At 36.1% G+C, this 15,415-nt stretch carries 17 protein-coding genes; 7 read left to right on the forward strand and 10 right to left on the reverse strand.

Features of this window, described 5'->3' with window-relative positions; genetic code table 11:
- The first annotated feature begins 247 nt into the window (after positions 1-247).
- Together BK577_RS00005 and BK577_RS25825 are read left to right on the forward strand one after the other, a co-directional pair.
- Positions 248-733, forward strand: coding sequence for a DinB family protein (locus tag BK577_RS00005; protein ID WP_078431032.1), 486 nt, complete (start codon positions 248-250; stop codon positions 731-733).
- Positions 734-1,027: 294 nt separating this feature from the next.
- Positions 1,028-1,363, forward strand: a complete 336-nt coding sequence (locus BK577_RS25825; RefSeq protein ID WP_169908046.1) for a hypothetical protein — start codon at positions 1,028-1,030, stop codon at positions 1,361-1,363.
- 129 nt (positions 1,364-1,492) lie between these two features.
- Here the strand turns inward: BK577_RS25825 and BK577_RS00015 are convergent, their stop codons facing one another.
- The 6 genes from BK577_RS00015 to BK577_RS00040 form a co-directional block, all read right to left on the reverse strand.
- Complete coding sequence (locus BK577_RS00015) at positions 1,493-2,140, reverse strand: class I SAM-dependent methyltransferase (RefSeq protein WP_078431034.1); 648 nt, start codon at positions 2,138-2,140, stop codon at positions 1,493-1,495.
- Between the two features lie 258 nt (positions 2,141-2,398).
- On the reverse strand, positions 2,399-3,154 hold the full coding sequence (locus BK577_RS00020; RefSeq protein WP_078431035.1) for an SDR family oxidoreductase: 756 nt from the start codon (positions 3,152-3,154) through the stop codon (positions 2,399-2,401).
- A 380-nt stretch (positions 3,155-3,534) separates the two neighbouring features.
- Positions 3,535-4,143 carry a flavin reductase family protein gene (locus tag BK577_RS00025; protein WP_078431036.1) on the reverse strand — a complete coding sequence of 203 codons (609 nt, stop codon included), beginning with the start codon at positions 4,141-4,143 and terminating at the stop codon, positions 3,535-3,537.
- A gap of 23 nt (positions 4,144-4,166) precedes the next feature.
- The gene (locus BK577_RS00030) at positions 4,167-5,105 is read right to left on the reverse strand and encodes a ring-cleaving dioxygenase (RefSeq protein ID WP_078431037.1); all 939 of its coding nucleotides are present in this window, start codon (positions 5,103-5,105) and stop codon (positions 4,167-4,169) included.
- Positions 5,106-5,157: 52 nt separating this feature from the next.
- On the reverse strand, positions 5,158-5,775 hold the full coding sequence (locus BK577_RS00035; protein WP_078431038.1) for a nitroreductase family protein: 618 nt from the start codon (positions 5,773-5,775) through the stop codon (positions 5,158-5,160).
- Positions 5,776-6,240: 465 nt separating this feature from the next.
- Entirely contained in the window at positions 6,241-7,263 is a 1,023-nt protein-coding gene (locus BK577_RS00040) for an alpha/beta fold hydrolase (RefSeq protein ID WP_078431039.1), read from the reverse strand.
- Between the two features lie 143 nt (positions 7,264-7,406).
- On the opposite strand from BK577_RS00040, the gene BK577_RS00045 reads away from it, so the two are divergent.
- Positions 7,407-8,312, forward strand: a complete 906-nt coding sequence (locus BK577_RS00045; RefSeq protein ID WP_078431040.1) for a LysR family transcriptional regulator — start codon at positions 7,407-7,409, stop codon at positions 8,310-8,312.
- A gap of 57 nt (positions 8,313-8,369) precedes the next feature.
- Here the strand turns inward: BK577_RS00045 and BK577_RS00050 are convergent, their stop codons facing one another.
- Together BK577_RS00050 and BK577_RS00055 are read right to left on the reverse strand one after the other, a co-directional pair.
- Positions 8,370-8,849, reverse strand: a complete 480-nt coding sequence (locus tag BK577_RS00050; protein WP_078433403.1) for an AraC family transcriptional regulator — start codon at positions 8,847-8,849, stop codon at positions 8,370-8,372.
- Positions 8,850-8,932: 83 nt separating this feature from the next.
- Entirely contained in the window at positions 8,933-9,790 is an 858-nt protein-coding gene (locus tag BK577_RS00055; RefSeq protein ID WP_078431041.1) for an HAD-IIB family hydrolase, read from the reverse strand.
- An 82-nt stretch (positions 9,791-9,872) separates the two neighbouring features.
- On the opposite strand from BK577_RS00055, the gene BK577_RS00060 reads away from it, so the two are divergent.
- Positions 9,873-10,859, forward strand: a complete 987-nt coding sequence (locus BK577_RS00060) for a LacI family DNA-binding transcriptional regulator (RefSeq protein ID WP_169908047.1) — start codon at positions 9,873-9,875, stop codon at positions 10,857-10,859.
- 224 nt (positions 10,860-11,083) lie between these two features.
- Here BK577_RS00060 and BK577_RS00065 read toward each other — a convergent pair whose 3' ends face one another.
- On the reverse strand, positions 11,084-11,449 hold the full coding sequence (locus BK577_RS00065) for a winged helix-turn-helix transcriptional regulator (protein WP_078431043.1): 366 nt from the start codon (positions 11,447-11,449) through the stop codon (positions 11,084-11,086).
- A 145-nt stretch (positions 11,450-11,594) separates the two neighbouring features.
- Here BK577_RS00065 and hxlA point away from each other — a divergent pair, with 145 nt between their 5' ends.
- Both hxlA and hxlB read left to right on the forward strand, forming a co-directional pair.
- The gene (gene hxlA / locus BK577_RS00070; protein ID WP_078431044.1) at positions 11,595-12,236 is read left to right on the forward strand and encodes a 3-hexulose-6-phosphate synthase; all 642 of its coding nucleotides are present in this window, start codon (positions 11,595-11,597) and stop codon (positions 12,234-12,236) included.
- A gap of 13 nt (positions 12,237-12,249) precedes the next feature.
- Positions 12,250-12,807, forward strand: a complete 558-nt coding sequence (gene hxlB, locus BK577_RS00075; protein ID WP_078431045.1) for a 6-phospho-3-hexuloisomerase — start codon at positions 12,250-12,252, stop codon at positions 12,805-12,807.
- An 80-nt stretch (positions 12,808-12,887) separates the two neighbouring features.
- Here the strand turns inward: hxlB and BK577_RS00080 are convergent, their stop codons facing one another.
- Positions 12,888-13,937, reverse strand: a complete 1,050-nt coding sequence (locus tag BK577_RS00080) for an NAD-dependent epimerase/dehydratase family protein (protein ID WP_078431046.1) — start codon at positions 13,935-13,937, stop codon at positions 12,888-12,890.
- Positions 13,938-14,176: 239 nt separating this feature from the next.
- Between BK577_RS00080 and BK577_RS00085 the strand changes: the two genes are divergently transcribed.
- The gene (locus BK577_RS00085) at positions 14,177-15,340 is read left to right on the forward strand and encodes a serine hydrolase domain-containing protein (protein ID WP_078431047.1); all 1,164 of its coding nucleotides are present in this window, start codon (positions 14,177-14,179) and stop codon (positions 15,338-15,340) included.
- Positions 15,341-15,415 lie beyond the last annotated feature (75 nt).

Below are 15,415 nucleotides of genomic sequence, written 5' to 3' on the forward strand. Positions count from 1 at the left end.
TTAGCTGACGGGGTCGAAGCCCCACGGGCAGATACGTTCTACCCTGGCTACTGATATAATAAAACCATTTTAAAAAAGGTCAACCAGAAATATTTAGCATTCTGGCTAACCTTATAATACGAACGGGGCAGGATAGTTGAACAAGGAATTTAAACTATGACTGAAGAAGTATTAATAGTAAGTAAGTTTTTTATATTCCTAAAGTATATTTTAAGATTAATATATTTCTTATTGCGGAGGGGCTTTAATGCAAACTCTTTTTAAATATAACTGGATGATACGAAAAGATTGGTATAACTGGTGTGAAGATTTAAGTGAGGAAGAGCTTTTGCATACTCGAACAGGTGGGATGGGCAGTATTTTACATACACTTTTCCATATTGTTGATGTCGAGTGGAGCTGGATACGTCTATTACAGGGGAAAGCGGACTTTCAGGAGAGTTTTAATTATTATAACAGCTTGGATAAGGTTCGAAAATTGGACGCAGAATTTCATTTAGAAGTAGAGAACTTTGTGAACAACTGGGATGCCAGTATGGAAAATCAATTATTTTACGACACCCTGCCTGATGGAAGAATTGTAACAGATACTTGGGGTGAAGTTATGCGCCATGCCATTGCTCATGAAATTCACCATATAGGACAATTATCAATTTGGGCAAGAGAATTGGGTAGAAAACCTGTTTCTGCAAACCTTATCGGGAGGGGACTTTCCTCTCATTCGACAAAATAATTCATTAAAGGGTTTGCAGAAGCAGCAGCTTTTTTCTTATTGTACTAAAGGGGCAGTTTAGTTCAACAAGAATACCTAGCCGATGTTTTGCTCTGTTTAAGAATAATGGTGATTTTTGATAACTCTTCGAAATCTTACTTTCAGTTACCTGTCAGATGGTAAGAGATATAGGATTAGTATATTACTGGATTAATAAAATTGAAACAGGAAGAAAAATGAGGTGATTTTATTTTAGAAAAACTCAGGAAAATTAATATAAAAACTGCTGTATTTATGGGCATTATTTTTTACTCTTTGACTATCTTAATCCACTTTCTTATTATAAGCAAAAGTATTCCATTCAAATGGGTTAATGGTGGAAGGTCTGAATCATTCGATGAACAGCTACCAATATCTGTTATAAATATCGTTATTTCTATTATTGGAGTAGTTTTTACGTTGATTGTTGGTAGAATTAAACTATATAAATACATAAGAGGAATAACCGTTATATGTTGGTTTTTTGTTGTACTTTGGTCTTTTGGATTTATACAACAATTGTTTGGAACACCTTTTGAAAAAATGGTTTGTTCGTTAGTATTGCTTATTGGAGTTATCTCGAACTTGCGTATGGCGATTGAAAAAAAATAGATGTAACTATTTAATTAATAAGTTTGTGAACAAGTACACTTAAACTAAAGGGGTGCTTTAGTTGAATAAGCAAATCCTTAAATAACAAAAACTCGCAGTTTTCTAATGCGAGTTTTCTTTGTTATAGCCTTATGGTATAGCACAATTTTTACGAAAACAGCCTTTACAAATGACCATATTAAAATTAATTGAGGGCTTTCCTTTCATTATCTTATTTGGCTCATCAATTTCTAAAAACTCTACTAGTCCATATTTTCCAAAGTCTAATTTTATAGAGTCAGAATCATAAAAATACATTTTTACTCCATCCATTATCTCGAAATAATCCTCATCCAATTGTTTACCCTTTCCAAACATTGGGGCTTTTTTTGAAACAGTTGTAAAAATCATATATCCATTTGGTTTTAACTGATTATAGCAATCTTGAATAAATTTTTCTCTTTCATCTTTATTCAATAAATGAATAAGTGCATGGCTAAATATACCGTCATATTGTTTGTTGTCAAAAGGCATGTCAGATACAGAGCCATGATAAATATTGCAATCAAGGCCGTTTTGCGCTGCCAAATCAATCGCTGTTTTTGAAATTTCAATACCTGTTACATTTATTCCATTGTCAATAAACACCTTTGCATTTCTGCCATATCCAATACCAGGTATCAGAATTTCTTTCACATTCTTTTCAAGAAAAAAATCCTTAGTTAGGATGGCAGAGTCAGTAGGCTCAAATCCCCACATTGTTTGTTTTTCTATAAAACTTGATTCCCAGAATTCCATTGTATATTTATCTCCCTTAATTAAAGACATAACGACTCTTTAATAACTATAATAAGTATTCACCTTTTTGTAAATAGGAATTCCTTACACGTATTTTTCTTTTATCTTTTTGTAAGTGGAAGGAATACAGTATAAACTTCTGTTCTTTTTCATCACAGCAATTAGGTTAAATATAAAATAGTGCGTAATCACTCATGATTAACGCACCATTTACAAGGTTTCTATATTAAGTGTTAATAGTTGAGTATGAGGATCTTTCTACCCCCGATAAAACCCACCTTCTGAATGGATAACCTGACCTGTTATCCAACCTGCATCCTCACTAGCAAGAAATGAGATGATACGGGCTGCATCATCTGTTTGACCAATACGACCCATTGGGAATTTAGGTCGGAGATATTCTCTTATCTCATCTGTCATCCAAGTCGAGTCTGTTGGACCAGGATTCACAGCATTTACTGTAATGCCCAAATGCGCCAATTCAGCAGATAAAGAGAGTGTAAAGGATGAGATTGCACCTTTTGTTGCAACATAGGCTAAATTTCCGGGCATAGGTCCTAATTGTTGACCAGAAGTTAAATTAATAATACGTCCAAACTTACTATTCGTTTTCTGTATTAATCTAGCAAACTCTACACAGAGAAGGCTTGTCGCTCTCACATTCACATAATAATGGTCATCCAAAATCTTTGCATCTAAATCCATAAAATTTGAATCAATTGAATGTGCAGCATTATTTACTAATATCGAAGGAATGCCTAACATATTTGTGACTTCTCTCATCAAAAGCTGGGGTGAATCTCTCTTTGACAAATCTAGTTCGATCCCAACACAGCGGACTCCAGATTTAATCATTTCACTTTGAAAAACCTTTTCCCAGTTAGAATCCGCATTCCAATGTGTAAAGAAAATATCTATTCCCTCAGTTGCCAGTCTGCGACATATCGCAGCACCGATTCCTTTTTCGTTACTAACCCCGGTAATAACCGCAATTTTTTCATTATTACTATTCATTAAAATCCCTCCCATATTAGGGACGGTCTGATTGTGTCAATAAAGATGTATTTTTACCCAATAATAAAAGCAGATATACAAAGGTATCTGCTCAAGAATACGGGGGTTTAATTGTCCACACCATGTGTCCCTTGAATGAATTCAGATAGACAGTTCCGCATACTTAATAAGCACTTTTTAATATTCCTGTCTCTATCCAATTAATGAATCATTACAAGGCTTTCCACATATGTAGTCTAGATTCCCCTCTCATTACATCTCTTACTAAATTTTAGCAAAGAAATAACTGTAAAATCAAGGTAATTTCGAGCTTGTTACAGAAAAGAGCTTATATTAAATTGCGGTTTTGCATTCTAAACCCCTCCTTTCTTAAATTTGGTTTAATTTGGTCGTTCTATCGAAAATATCTCACCTATTTTTGCATAGTTTACACCTGCTAATCGACTAACGGCTCCTAAGGCCTTTGGATCAATTCTTCCTTTTTCATAAATACTATCTTCAATATGAAATTGAACAACTTTTCCTATGATAAAATCACATCCTGGTGTATTCACACCGCCCAGTTCTAAAGAATGCTCCAGCACACATTCCATTCGAATTTTAGATTCTTTTACTCCAGGAACTGACACTTTTTCACTTTCAACTGGAGTTAATTTAGCTACCATTACTTCACTCTGATTAGATGGAAGGGTAGCAGCTGTTTCATTCACCTTTTCAACGTTGTCTTCATCAACGATATGGACAACAAACTCTTTTGATTCAATGATGTTTCTTGCTGTATCCTTTTGTCTCTCCTTTGATCGTTGAATGGATAATGAAATCATTGGCGGATTTGAAGATACGATATTAAAGTAACTAAATGGGGCGCCGTTTAGAACGCCCTCCTTTGAGCTTGTCGTGACAAATGCAATAGGTCTCGGTATAATGCTACCTATTAAAAATTTGTAATTCTCTCTTTCGCTATTGTCTGCCGGGTCAATTGATAGCAAAGAAATCATTCCCTTTCAAAAAATTAGTTTAGCTCTCTTACATTAATTGGTATTAACCCCTGTTCGATTCGTTCTCTATATTGTTCATACTGATGAGGTAACATCAATTTTTCTCCCATTTTCTCCAATAATTCATCATGTGCAAATCCTGGAGGATCTGTTGCAATTTCAAAAAGAATCTCTCCATGTTCTCTAAAGTAAATAGCATTAAAGTAGTTCCTGTCTTGTACAGGTGTAACCTGATAGCCATTCTCTGATACATATTTTTGCCAAACTAATTGATCTTGGTCATCAATTGCTCGCCATGCGATGTGATGTACTGTTCCGACGCCCATTTGTCCTCGCCCAATAGGAGTCTGTTTTAAATCAATGATATTACCAATCTCTGCTGAAGAACGGAAACGACTAAAATCGCCTTCTTTTGCAACAAGTTCAAGTCCCATTACCTTTTCTAATAATTCCGCAGTTTTATCTGGCTGGGTTGATAATAAGGTCGCTCCACCAAACCCTTTAATCGCAACTTCAGGGGTTAATCCTCCAAAGTTCCATGTATTAGCCTCACCCTCTTGTCTCTCAACTATTTCCAAGTGAAGCCCATGTGGATCATCAAATTCCAAGTACTTCTCACCAAATCTATCCATTTCAGTAAATGTTATTTTGAATGATTCTAATCTTATTTTCCAAAAACCCAAAGCATTTTTTGGAACAACGAAAGATGTAACTCCTACTTGACCGTCTCCTATCACACCTTGGCGTGCTCCTGCCCATGGAAAGAATGTCATAATTGTGCCTGGTTTACCACCTTCATCACCAAAATAAAGATGGTAAGTCCCTGGATCGTCGAAATTGACCGTTTGTTTTACTAGACGCAGACCTAACACACCTGCATAAAAATCAACATTCTCTTGAGGATGACCCACGATTGCCGTTATATGGTGTATACCCATTGTTTTTCTATTCATTTTATTCACACTCCCACTTATTAAGAATTTAACTAAGTTTCTAGCTCATTTGTTATAGATAGGTAACAAATTCATTTATTGGTTTACGATAACCTCGTGCTCTTCTACTCTCTACTTTTTCTTTCCCTATTGTCATCATTAAAACCACTTCATGATGATCATCAATATTTAATATATTCTTGACTGCTTCAGAGTCAAAGCCAATCATAGGACAGGTATCCCATCCTTTTTCCTTTGCGGCCATCATAAATAGCATCGATGATAAGGAAGCATTTCTAATCGCTTCATCTCTCTGAAAATCTTGACCTCTAGATTCATAAAATGTCACTGTATCATCGACCATTTGGTCATATTCTTGTTTATTTATAATTCCTAGCATTTTTAACCCAGCATAAATATCAGATGCTTGTTGAAATGCTTTTTTATCACCGAGAACAATAATAACCGCAGAAGAACTTGATACTTTATATTGTCCATTAGCAGCCGCCTTTAATTTCTCTTTCACAACTGGATCTATTACAGTTACATATTTTGTATGTTGAAGATTAAAAGCTGATGGAGCAAGTTTAACTAATTCAAATATTTCATTTAGTTCTTCTTTTTTTATCGAATGACCAGGAAGAAAGTTATTTGCTGATCGTCTCTCTTTTACTAATTGTATAAAATCCATATTTTCTAATCTCCTTAATTAAAGAATCTCCATATCGAGGTATATTAGAGTGAAAAATAATCATATTATTGCGGACAGTACTGATTAAAGCTGTACCACTATCTATCAATGTTACTTTCTCCACACGGATGATTCGAGCAGTTTCTTTCCATATGACCCCTCCTATTAAAGGTAAAAAAACTTATAACATCATTTATCTCGAATTAAATAATCTTGAATATGAGATAATTTTATTTAATTTATTTCATTTTGTCAATATATATAGTCAGTTTTTATATTTCTTCTAAAAAGACGATTACTTCTGAGGTAATCGTCAATTATACTACACTAAAATTTTCAACCATTCGAGAAAAATTACAAGACATTTAAGATAAAATTAATGGATTTAAATCATCAGAATAGATAAATAGAGTAAAGTAGATATTAGTATCTTACTAGTGTTACTCACTTGGACATGGAAATAATTTACCTATTAGTACGAAGAGCCAATAGGCGCTTTAGTTTGTCATCAATAAATGTATTATCGGTACTGTTAATTCCACGACCGGCAAAATGACCCCATACTGATTTGATAGAATGATATTCAGCATTAGGTACAAGCTTAGCCTCATATTCGTTATTGTCTGCAGTACAGAAGAGATCTGTACTTCCAGGCAAGATATAAGTAATCGCTTCAATGCTTTTGAGTGCCTCATCAAACTCTCCATTAAACGTGGGGTTTGCACTAATATCTGCATGTTGTCCTGTCCATAACATGGCTAGTACATTGTGCGGATCCATACTCATAAAACTTTTTTCCCAAACCCCAACCGCAAAATCTTCCAATGAGTCAAATCCCAGTTCACGAAAAAGTTCTTCTTTATAGAAGGTCTGCGATAATCCCCACCCTGCATAGACACGACCAACAGCACGCATGTCATCAGAAGTCAACTGGTTTAGCTTAGTAGAATCCGAGCCAACTGAGGCTAGGAGAGCTGCCTTGAGTCCATCGAGGACGACATACGTTTGCGGCCACGTTTTTGCATTTCCGCAGAAAGAGGCAATTCGCTCCACCATGTCAGGATAACTTGCCCCCCATTGGAATGATTGGAGACCTCCCAATGACCATCCAACTACAAGAGCAATCTTCTGAATACCGAATTTTTCCGTCACCAGTCGATATTGTAATTGAATGTTGTCATAGATGGTTACCTGTGGAAAATTAGCCTTGTCGAATGGTGCAGGCGTATTACTTGGGGAAGAAGATAATCCGTTCCCTAGCAAATTTGGAACGATAATGAAATATTTCTGTGGATCCAGTGCCATGCCGTTTCCAATTAACCATTCATTATTAACATGCCGGTCGCCAAAAGCCGTCGGATAAACGATAACATTATCTTTCCTTTCATTCAATTTTCCATAAGTCTTATATGCAAGAAAAGCACTTGGTAACGTCACTCCGGATTGCAAGGTTACATCACCTAAATTAAAAATCTCAAACTCCTCCATTGAGTTGTCACTCCTTTCTAAATGAAACACATACATTTAGAATGTATTTCTTGTTATTTAGTATAAAGCCGTGTTACTTTCAATAAAAGTGAACAAAATTAAATGTAGTATTCAATAATATTGAAAGTAAAGGAGGAACCCTGATGGAATTGCGCCAACTGTATACGTTTCAAACAGTTGCAACAACTTTAAATTTCAGTAGAGCTGCTGAAGCACTAAACTACGTCCCATCCAACGTCACAATGCAAATAAAAGCATTGGAGGAAGAACTTGATGTTCGTCTCTTTGATCGCTTAGGAAAGCAGCTCGTTCTCACCACTGAGGGTAAACGTTTTTTAACTCACGTCCAGGAAATTCTAAACAAATTGGAGGAAGCTCGCAGCGTCCTTCATGATAATGAAATTCTAAGCGGTACCCTAACAATCAGTGCCAATGAGGTTGTTTGCGCCTATCGACTTCCAGATGTCTTTAAACTTTTTCGTTCGAGGCATCCGGGAGTTCGTATTATCTTCCGCTCCGTTCCAAATCAACTACTCAAACAAACGCTCTTTGAGGGAACCTCGGATGTTGCCTTTATACTGGACGAACCGATTCGATCAACGGGACTTGCAACGGAACCATTGACGGAAGAAACGTTTCGCTTTTTCGCCGCACCAGATCACCCACTTGCGAAACAACATGTATTACAGCTTGAAGATTTCCACGAAGAAGTGTTTCTTATTAATGAAAAGGGCTGTCCCTATCGAACGATGTTTGATCGAACATTTAAGAAAGGAGACATTGATCGTATTTCCTCTTTAGAGTTTCAAAGTGCCGAAGCCATTAAACAATGTGCAATTTCGGGAATCGGTATTGCCTTTCTTCCTGAAATAGTAACTAAAGTCGAAGTTGAACGAGGTGAACTTATTGCTCTTCCTTGGCGAATTTCAGACTTGGATGTATATACACAGATGTCATGGCATAAAGACAAGTGGCTTTCACCGATCATATTATCTTTCATAGAAGCAGCAAGGGAGGTTTTGAAGATAGAGGAGAACAATAAGATCTAAATAGTGTAAACTATTTAGATCTATTGTTCTAGATTTTTTTGAGTCGGTCGAAATCGATCATATGCCTTTTTTAATTGGCACAAATAAATCGACCTTGCATTTCCCTTCCGGGTCATCCTCGGGATTGTTCATATTAAATTCAAGATTATATCTATCATAGTCTGCATCATAATCACTATTTAGCAGCCATTGTTCGAACATGAATTGATATGCAATATTTAATTTTTCAGGTGTATCATAAAATTGATATAAAGCATACAGCCCACCATCTATCATTTTATATTGCATATCATTATGTTTCTTTTTATCAAAATCCTCCGGAATTGTAACACAAGCATCGTGACGACAATTGTAACCTTCCACTAATTCTGGATTGTCTAAAGATATTCCTATAAAACGTTTATACGGCGAAAAAAGTCCATTATTTACGGCCCAATATATCAATTTCTCCCAATGTTCTTGTGGTTCAAAGTAACTTCCAACACGTCTAATAAATGCTACTTCGCATTCAGGTAACTCTCTTATTGAAATATTTATTTTCCCAACTCCTCGAATAGAATAGAAATAAACAATCATCATTTGCTATTCATGTTAATTCTCTCTATATATTAAAATCCCTTCTAATCTTCCTTTTTCATATTACTAAAAATATTTTTAAGCACTTCTAAGATTCCTTTAGAATAATCTGATTGTGTCACCTTATGATGTAAACTCCTAGCTTCTGCAGTTGCATTTGCTAATAAATAGCCATGTTGAACCGTTTTTAGCATTTCTATATCATTACCACTATCGCCAAAAGCAATTGTGTTAGTAAGAGGAACTTTGTAAAGGTTCATCACAAACTTTACTACCTCTTTTTTACCTGTATACTTAGGAATAAAGTCAACATCAAATGCACTTTCTGGGTCTCCTGCATTTGGATTACAACGGTTTATATTTAATCCAATACCATTTATTTTTGCTAAATGCCTAATTATATTTAAATCATGTTGAGTTTGTGTCTGGGAGCTCATATAGTAGTAATAGTTGAATTTGTAACGCTTTTGACCTAATTGTGTTTGCTCTACAAGTTTTATTCTAAATTGATTATTAAGTTCTCTCACTAACTCCGTTATCTTGTTGCTTGTGAAATTAGAATTCTGTAATCTGCTTTCCCATTCCTTATTAGCAATTAATTGACCATTTTCTCTTACATCATAAACTTCAGTTCCTAGGTTACTTGCTATAAAATGAGGACTATAAACCATTTTTGTTCGTTCCACTTTATGAACAATCTGATAAAGATCACTACCAGTTATCCATCCAATTTTGACGGCCTGTTCATTGGAAAGTTCGTTTAGGTACTCCTCTAGCTCATATAAACTGTTCAGTTGCTCTTCAGTACAAGCATGAGGATAATACGTTTCATCAAAATCAAAAAAGATTAAATACTTGACCTCATTAGAAACAGAAAAAGATTTATTAAGTTTAAAATTCATCGTTTACACCCCAATCATTTACATATTAAAAAGATAAATGATGGGAGCGGTCCCAGGTCAATACTTTTTTTCGAGGTGCATAATGGTTACTATATATGATATTGCGCGATTAAGCGGTGTTTCAAAATCTACAGTTTCAAGAGTGCTTAATAACCATCCTTACATTTCAACTGAAAATAGAATGAAGGTCGAAAAAGTTATTGAAGAGCTAAATTATGTTCCAAATTCTATAGCTAAGCAATTTCGTCAAAAGCAAACAAAGTGTATAGGTATCCTCGTCCCTGATTTAAATCACCCCTATTTCAGCCAACTCGTTAGTTCCATTTCTTCGGAATGCAACAGAAAAGGATTTAAAACTGTAGTACATCAAACCTTTTCAAGCAAAAAATTAGAAAGAGAAGTCTATACCCAACTTCGGAACAAGGAGTTGGATGGGATTATTTTGACATCTTCGCTTTTATCAGAAGAAGAGATTGCTGAATGCACACAGAAGAATTTACTTGTTGCTTGTAATGAAGATTTTTCAGGAAACTATTTTGACGTCTTTTGCTTGAACGAGGAAAACGTAACCTTTGAAGCAACTACATATCTTCTAAATAAAGGCTTAACAAAGATAGGATTCTGCTCAGATAATATCGATACTCCTTCTCAACAAGCAAGATTAAGGGGTTTTATTCTTGCTCATGATAAAAAAGGATTAAATCATACTAAGGATTATATATTTAATCAAATTTCAACTGTAGAAAATGGAATCACATTAGGTCTACGACTTTTCAAAAATCGTTTAGAAATTGAGGGGATTATCGCTGGAAGTGATTTTGTAGCTGCTGGTTTAATAAAATCTGCAGAAATACATGACATAAAAATACCACAGGATTTTTCAGTTATCGGTTTTGACAATCATCCCATATCATTGGCTACTACTCCACAAGTTTCTACTATCTGTAATCGTATAAAGGATATGTCTAATGACTTAGTAGATCATATGGCAAATAAGATTAATGGTAAAAAACAAATTCCTGTCAAAAAAATCTATAACGGAAAAATTATTATTAGGGAATCTAATTAACAAATTGATTAGATTTGCAAGTCATATATTTACAAATAAATTGGCAGCTACTATTGGAGCATTTCATGTTTAATACACTCATAGTATTACATAAACATATTTTCAACTTCATTTCCTACAAGTTTTTTTGATATTTTACAGTCTACCCATGAAAAAGAGCGCTATTGGCTGCGCTCTTTTTGGAGCTTGCCTTATATTACACCTAGCACTCTTTTTAACCATCATTATTTGGCAGCATCCTCTGTGAATGTTGTGTGTTCTAAATATTTTTTTCGATAATTCTTTCCCCACTCGTACATTGACTCTAAGATCGGCATTAATGTCTTCCCTTGTTCGGTTAAAGAGTATTCCACTTTTGGAGGTACAACAGCGTATACTTCACGATGGACGATTAAGTCTTCTTCGAGTTCTCTTAACTGATTGACTAACATACGTTGAGTGATTCCTGGAATCAATGATTTTAATTGGTTGAAGCGCAGTGTTCCATCCTTTCCTAAATGCCACATGATCAGCATTTTCCACTTTCCGCCAATCACTTGTAAGGTTAGTTCTTTTTCACAATTAAATATCTTCTCATCAAAACGGCTCATGGGTTCCTCCTTCGTATACTCAATAGCAGTTAGTATACTTTTATACACTATATGATTTAAAAGTGCGTACTTTTAGTTTTGAACAATTCTAATATAATTGATACTGTAAGAAAACACAAACAGTCGAGGTTAAGGAGGAAATAAGATGAAACTACAACTAGCATTAGATTTAGTTAATATTGAAGAAGCAAAACAAGTGGTGAGTGAAGTTCAGGAATTTATAGATATTGTTGAAATTGGTACACCAGTCGTTATTAACGAAGGATTAAGAGCGGTGAAAGAAGTAAAAGAAGCATTTCCAGACCTTACAGTATTAGCAGATTTAAAGGTTATGGATGCCGGGAGTTATGAAGTGTTGAAAGCGTCTGAAGCAGGTGCCGGAATTGTCACAATTCTTGGTGCAACAGATGATGCGACAATTAAAGGTGCGGTTGAGGAAGCGAAAAAGCACGGAACTAAAATTCTCGTTGATATGATTAATGTAAAAGATATTGAACAACGTGCAAAAGAAATTGATGGTCTGGGTGTTGATTACATTTGCGTACATACCGGATATGATCTGCAGGCTGAAGGTGAGAATTCGTTTGAACAACTACGCACAATTAAACGTATTGTATCAAATGCAAAGACTGCTGTAGCTGGCGGTATTAAATTAGAAACACTACCAGAAGTTATTGCAGCCGGGCCTGATTTAGTGATTGTTGGCGGCGGGATCACAGGGAAAGATGATAAGAAAGCTGTCGCATCTGAAATGCAAAAATTAGTAAAAGAAGCTACTTTAGTCTAATCGGGTCAGTTATATGGAGACGTCTTATTATCTCTCAAAAGTATTGGAAGAGTTAAACCATTCTGTTCAATATATCACGGATGCTAATGCCGAGAGTTTAGTTCAAGCCATTAGATCCGCAAATAAAGTGTTTGTTGCCGGTGCTGGCCGTTCAGGTTTTATGGGGAAATCATTTGCCATGAGAATGATGCATATGGGGATCGATTCATATGTTGTCGGCGAAACAGTTACCGCTAATATTGCAGAAAATGATTTACTTATTATTGCATCTGGATCAGGAGAAACAAAAAGCTTAGTATCGATGACTGAGAAAGCAATAGGTTATAGAGCTAAAGTTGCTGTTGTTACTATCAATCCTGAATCCACTATTGGAAAACTAGCGGATATTGTTGTCAAAATGCCCGGTTCACCTAAAAACCAGGAAACGAGCGAGTATCAAACCATTCAACCAATGGCATCCCTTTTTGAACAAACTTTGTTACTGTTTTTCGATAGTTTAATATTAAGATATATGGAACTGGAAGGATTAACTTCTTCGTCTATGTTTAGTAAACATGCTAATCTCGAATAACAGAATGTTTTTATAAGCAGAAAGGTAAAGATATCCTACCTTTCTGCTTATATATTTTGTTCTCACAAAAACATCCTCAATCAAAATGTCTCGCTTTTCTCCTTTTGGAACCAGGCATCTAGCAACTGTCGCTCTTTTTCACGCGATATCCCTGTTTTTCGTTTTGAATCTTGTCTCTCTTTCTCCCATTGATACACATCACGTATGGTTTCTTTAAGGGGACGGAAGGAAAGCCCGACGTCTAAAGCTTTTTTTATACTAATCCCCATATTCCACGGTTCAGTTTCTCCTTCTAACGGGAAATGTTCTGGGATCCATAACGGCATTTCCGACCACGGTTGTACTTTGTGATCAAGTACAAATTGTTCATCTACCCAGACAAATTCAGCATCTCTGTTTGCCACCGCTTTACACGTGTTTAAAAGCTCTTCCATCGACAATTCATAATCAGGGCCTGTCACATTAAACGTTCCAGCTTTCTTTTTTTGCACCATATCGAACACCCATGTGGCAATATCTCTTACGTCGAGCAGTTGAATTGGACGTTCCGGTCTTCCCGGTACCACGATCTTTCCACCTTCTGCCACTCGCTGAACCCAGTACGGAAGCCTATCCGTATAGTCAAACGGTCCGACAAGCTGCCCTGCTCTGATATGCAACACACGCCCCGGCCAGTATTTCTCTGCCTCTGCTTCACACAGTACTTTTAACGCTCCATATTGCTCATAAGGAGAAATTCTCCCTTCCTCAACGTCTTTCAATATATCTTTCAATCGATCATGTGGGATGGACTGTAAATGATAGTCCTCCGATATATTAGACGGAACCCAATCTTTATAAACAGAGATGCTAGAAATATATGTATAATGGTCAATTGTTTTCCCTAGCACCGCTGCAATCTTTTTCATTTGGTGGGGAGCGAATCCACATGTATCCATAACGACATCCCATTTCCTGTTTTCGAGCTGTGATACATCTCCGTCTCTATCACCGATGAGCTGCTCCACTTCGGAAAACACCTCTTTATTGTTCCCGCGATTAAATAGAGTGATTTCATGCCCTCTTTTTAATCCTTCTTCTACCAATGCTTTTCCTAAAAAACGAGTTCCTCCTAATATAAGAACCTTCATAATTTCCCTCCATTCCTTTCATTGCCTAAAAAATATATTCGTTTTATCTAACGTTTATCCTTCTTATAAGGTTTTTTAAATAACGTTTTTTAGATTAAGGACTGAAATCTAAAGCACTCGCTTGCTGGGCATGCATAAAACATAGAATAATTAGAATCTTGTGACAAATAGCAATTAATGGTTAAATGGAAGTATCATCTATTTTTTGCAATCCGATGCTTCATAAGGAGGGAATCTGTTTGAAATCTTTTGAAAAGCTACACCCATTATTAAAAAGCTTTGTCGAGAAAGGTCCTGCTGGATGTGCCTGTTCCGTAACCTATCAAGGGCAAACAGTATTTGAAGATTATATTGGCTATGCTGACCTTGAAATGAGAAAACCAATTTCAACAGATACGATTTATAGAATTTATTCAAACACCAAAGTGGTCACATGTGTGGCTGCCCTTATTTTATATGAACGGGGGATGTTTTTGCTGAACGATCCTCTTGAAGAGTATCTTCCTGAATTCAAAGAACTAAAAGTTTACCATAGAAATCAGAACGGAGAGTTGGCTATCATTCCCTCTTCAAAATCAATCAGGGTTAAAGATCTCTTCATGATGACCTCTGGTTTAACCTATGGAGGGGAAGGAAATGAAACCGAACGTCAGGTTACATTAGCACTCAATAACTATAACAACGACAAGGGGTCTGAGAATTTAGATGTAAGAACCCTCTCCAAAATACTAAGCGATATTCCACTTGCCTTTGAACCGGGGACAAAATGGCACTATGGTTATAGTCATGACGTATTGGGAGCACTAATTGAAGTATTATCCGGTAAATCATTTGGAACGTTTTTAAAAGATGAAATTTTTGATCCCCTGGAAATGAAGGATACATTTTTCAAGGTTCCCGAGGAGAAAAAAGAACGTCTTTGCAGCCTTTATAATCGTAATGAAAATGGGGAGCTAACAATAAATTCTTTAATGGATGGGAATTATCAGCCAGAAGCCAGGTTTGAAAGCGGTGGCGGTGGTTTGCTGTCTACGTTAGGCGACTATAGTCGATTTGCCCATATGTTGGCAAACGGAGGTGAGCTTAACAATGTCAAGATTTTAAGCAGGAAGACGATTGAACTAATGTCCACCAATCATCTACAGCCAGAAGTGTTGCCATCCTATAATTGGGACTATCTGAAGGGCTATGGTTATGGATTGGGTGTTAGAGTCATGATCGATCCCGCGTTAGCTGGCAGTAACAGTTCAATCGGAGAATTCGGATGGTGTGGTTTAGCTGGCACGTGGGTCATGATCGATCCAAAAGAAAAGCTTTCTGCTGTGTATATGCAGCAAATGCTCCCTAACTTTGAGGCTTACCATCACCCACGGCTTCGCTCGGTTATTTATAGTTCGATTTGAAAAAAAACGACTTCCCACACCTTTATTGATGAAAATTAACTCCCATATGAAGGTGAAGAACGGGCCTCCAACTAA

The organism is Metabacillus halosaccharovorans (genome assembly GCF_002019635.1).
In the GTDB taxonomy this organism is placed as follows: Bacteria; Bacillota; Bacilli; order Bacillales; family Bacillaceae; genus Metabacillus; species Metabacillus halosaccharovorans.

Coding starts and splice junctions, on each gene's coding strand:
- BK577_RS00005 (WP_078431032.1), top strand. CDS start 248: ATGCAAACTCTTTTTAAATATAACTGGATGATACGAAAAGATTGGTAT.
- BK577_RS00015 (WP_078431034.1), bottom strand. CDS start 2,140: ATGGAATTCTGGGAATCAAGTTTTATAGAAAAACAAACAATGTGGGGA.
- BK577_RS00020 (WP_078431035.1), bottom strand. CDS start 3,154: ATGAATAGTAATAATGAAAAAATTGCGGTTATTACCGGGGTTAGTAAC.
- BK577_RS00030 (WP_078431037.1), bottom strand. CDS start 5,105: ATGAATAGAAAAACAATGGGTATACACCATATAACGGCAATCGTGGGT.
- BK577_RS00035 (WP_078431038.1), bottom strand. CDS start 5,775: ATGGATTTTATACAATTAGTAAAAGAGAGACGATCAGCAAATAACTTT.
- BK577_RS00040 (WP_078431039.1), bottom strand. CDS start 7,263: ATGGAGGAGTTTGAGATTTTTAATTTAGGTGATGTAACCTTGCAATCC.
- BK577_RS00045 (WP_078431040.1), top strand. CDS start 7,407: ATGGAATTGCGCCAACTGTATACGTTTCAAACAGTTGCAACAACTTTA.
- BK577_RS00055 (WP_078431041.1), bottom strand. CDS start 9,790: ATGAATTTTAAACTTAATAAATCTTTTTCTGTTTCTAATGAGGTCAAG.
- BK577_RS00060 (WP_169908047.1), top strand. CDS start 9,873: ATGGTTACTATATATGATATTGCGCGATTAAGCGGTGTTTCAAAATCT.
- BK577_RS00065 (WP_078431043.1), bottom strand. CDS start 11,449: ATGAGCCGTTTTGATGAGAAGATATTTAATTGTGAAAAAGAACTAACC.
- hxlA (WP_078431044.1), top strand. CDS start 11,595: ATGAAACTACAACTAGCATTAGATTTAGTTAATATTGAAGAAGCAAAA.
- hxlB (WP_078431045.1), top strand. CDS start 12,250: ATGGAGACGTCTTATTATCTCTCAAAAGTATTGGAAGAGTTAAACCAT.
- BK577_RS00080 (WP_078431046.1), bottom strand. CDS start 13,937: ATGAAGGTTCTTATATTAGGAGGAACTCGTTTTTTAGGAAAAGCATTG.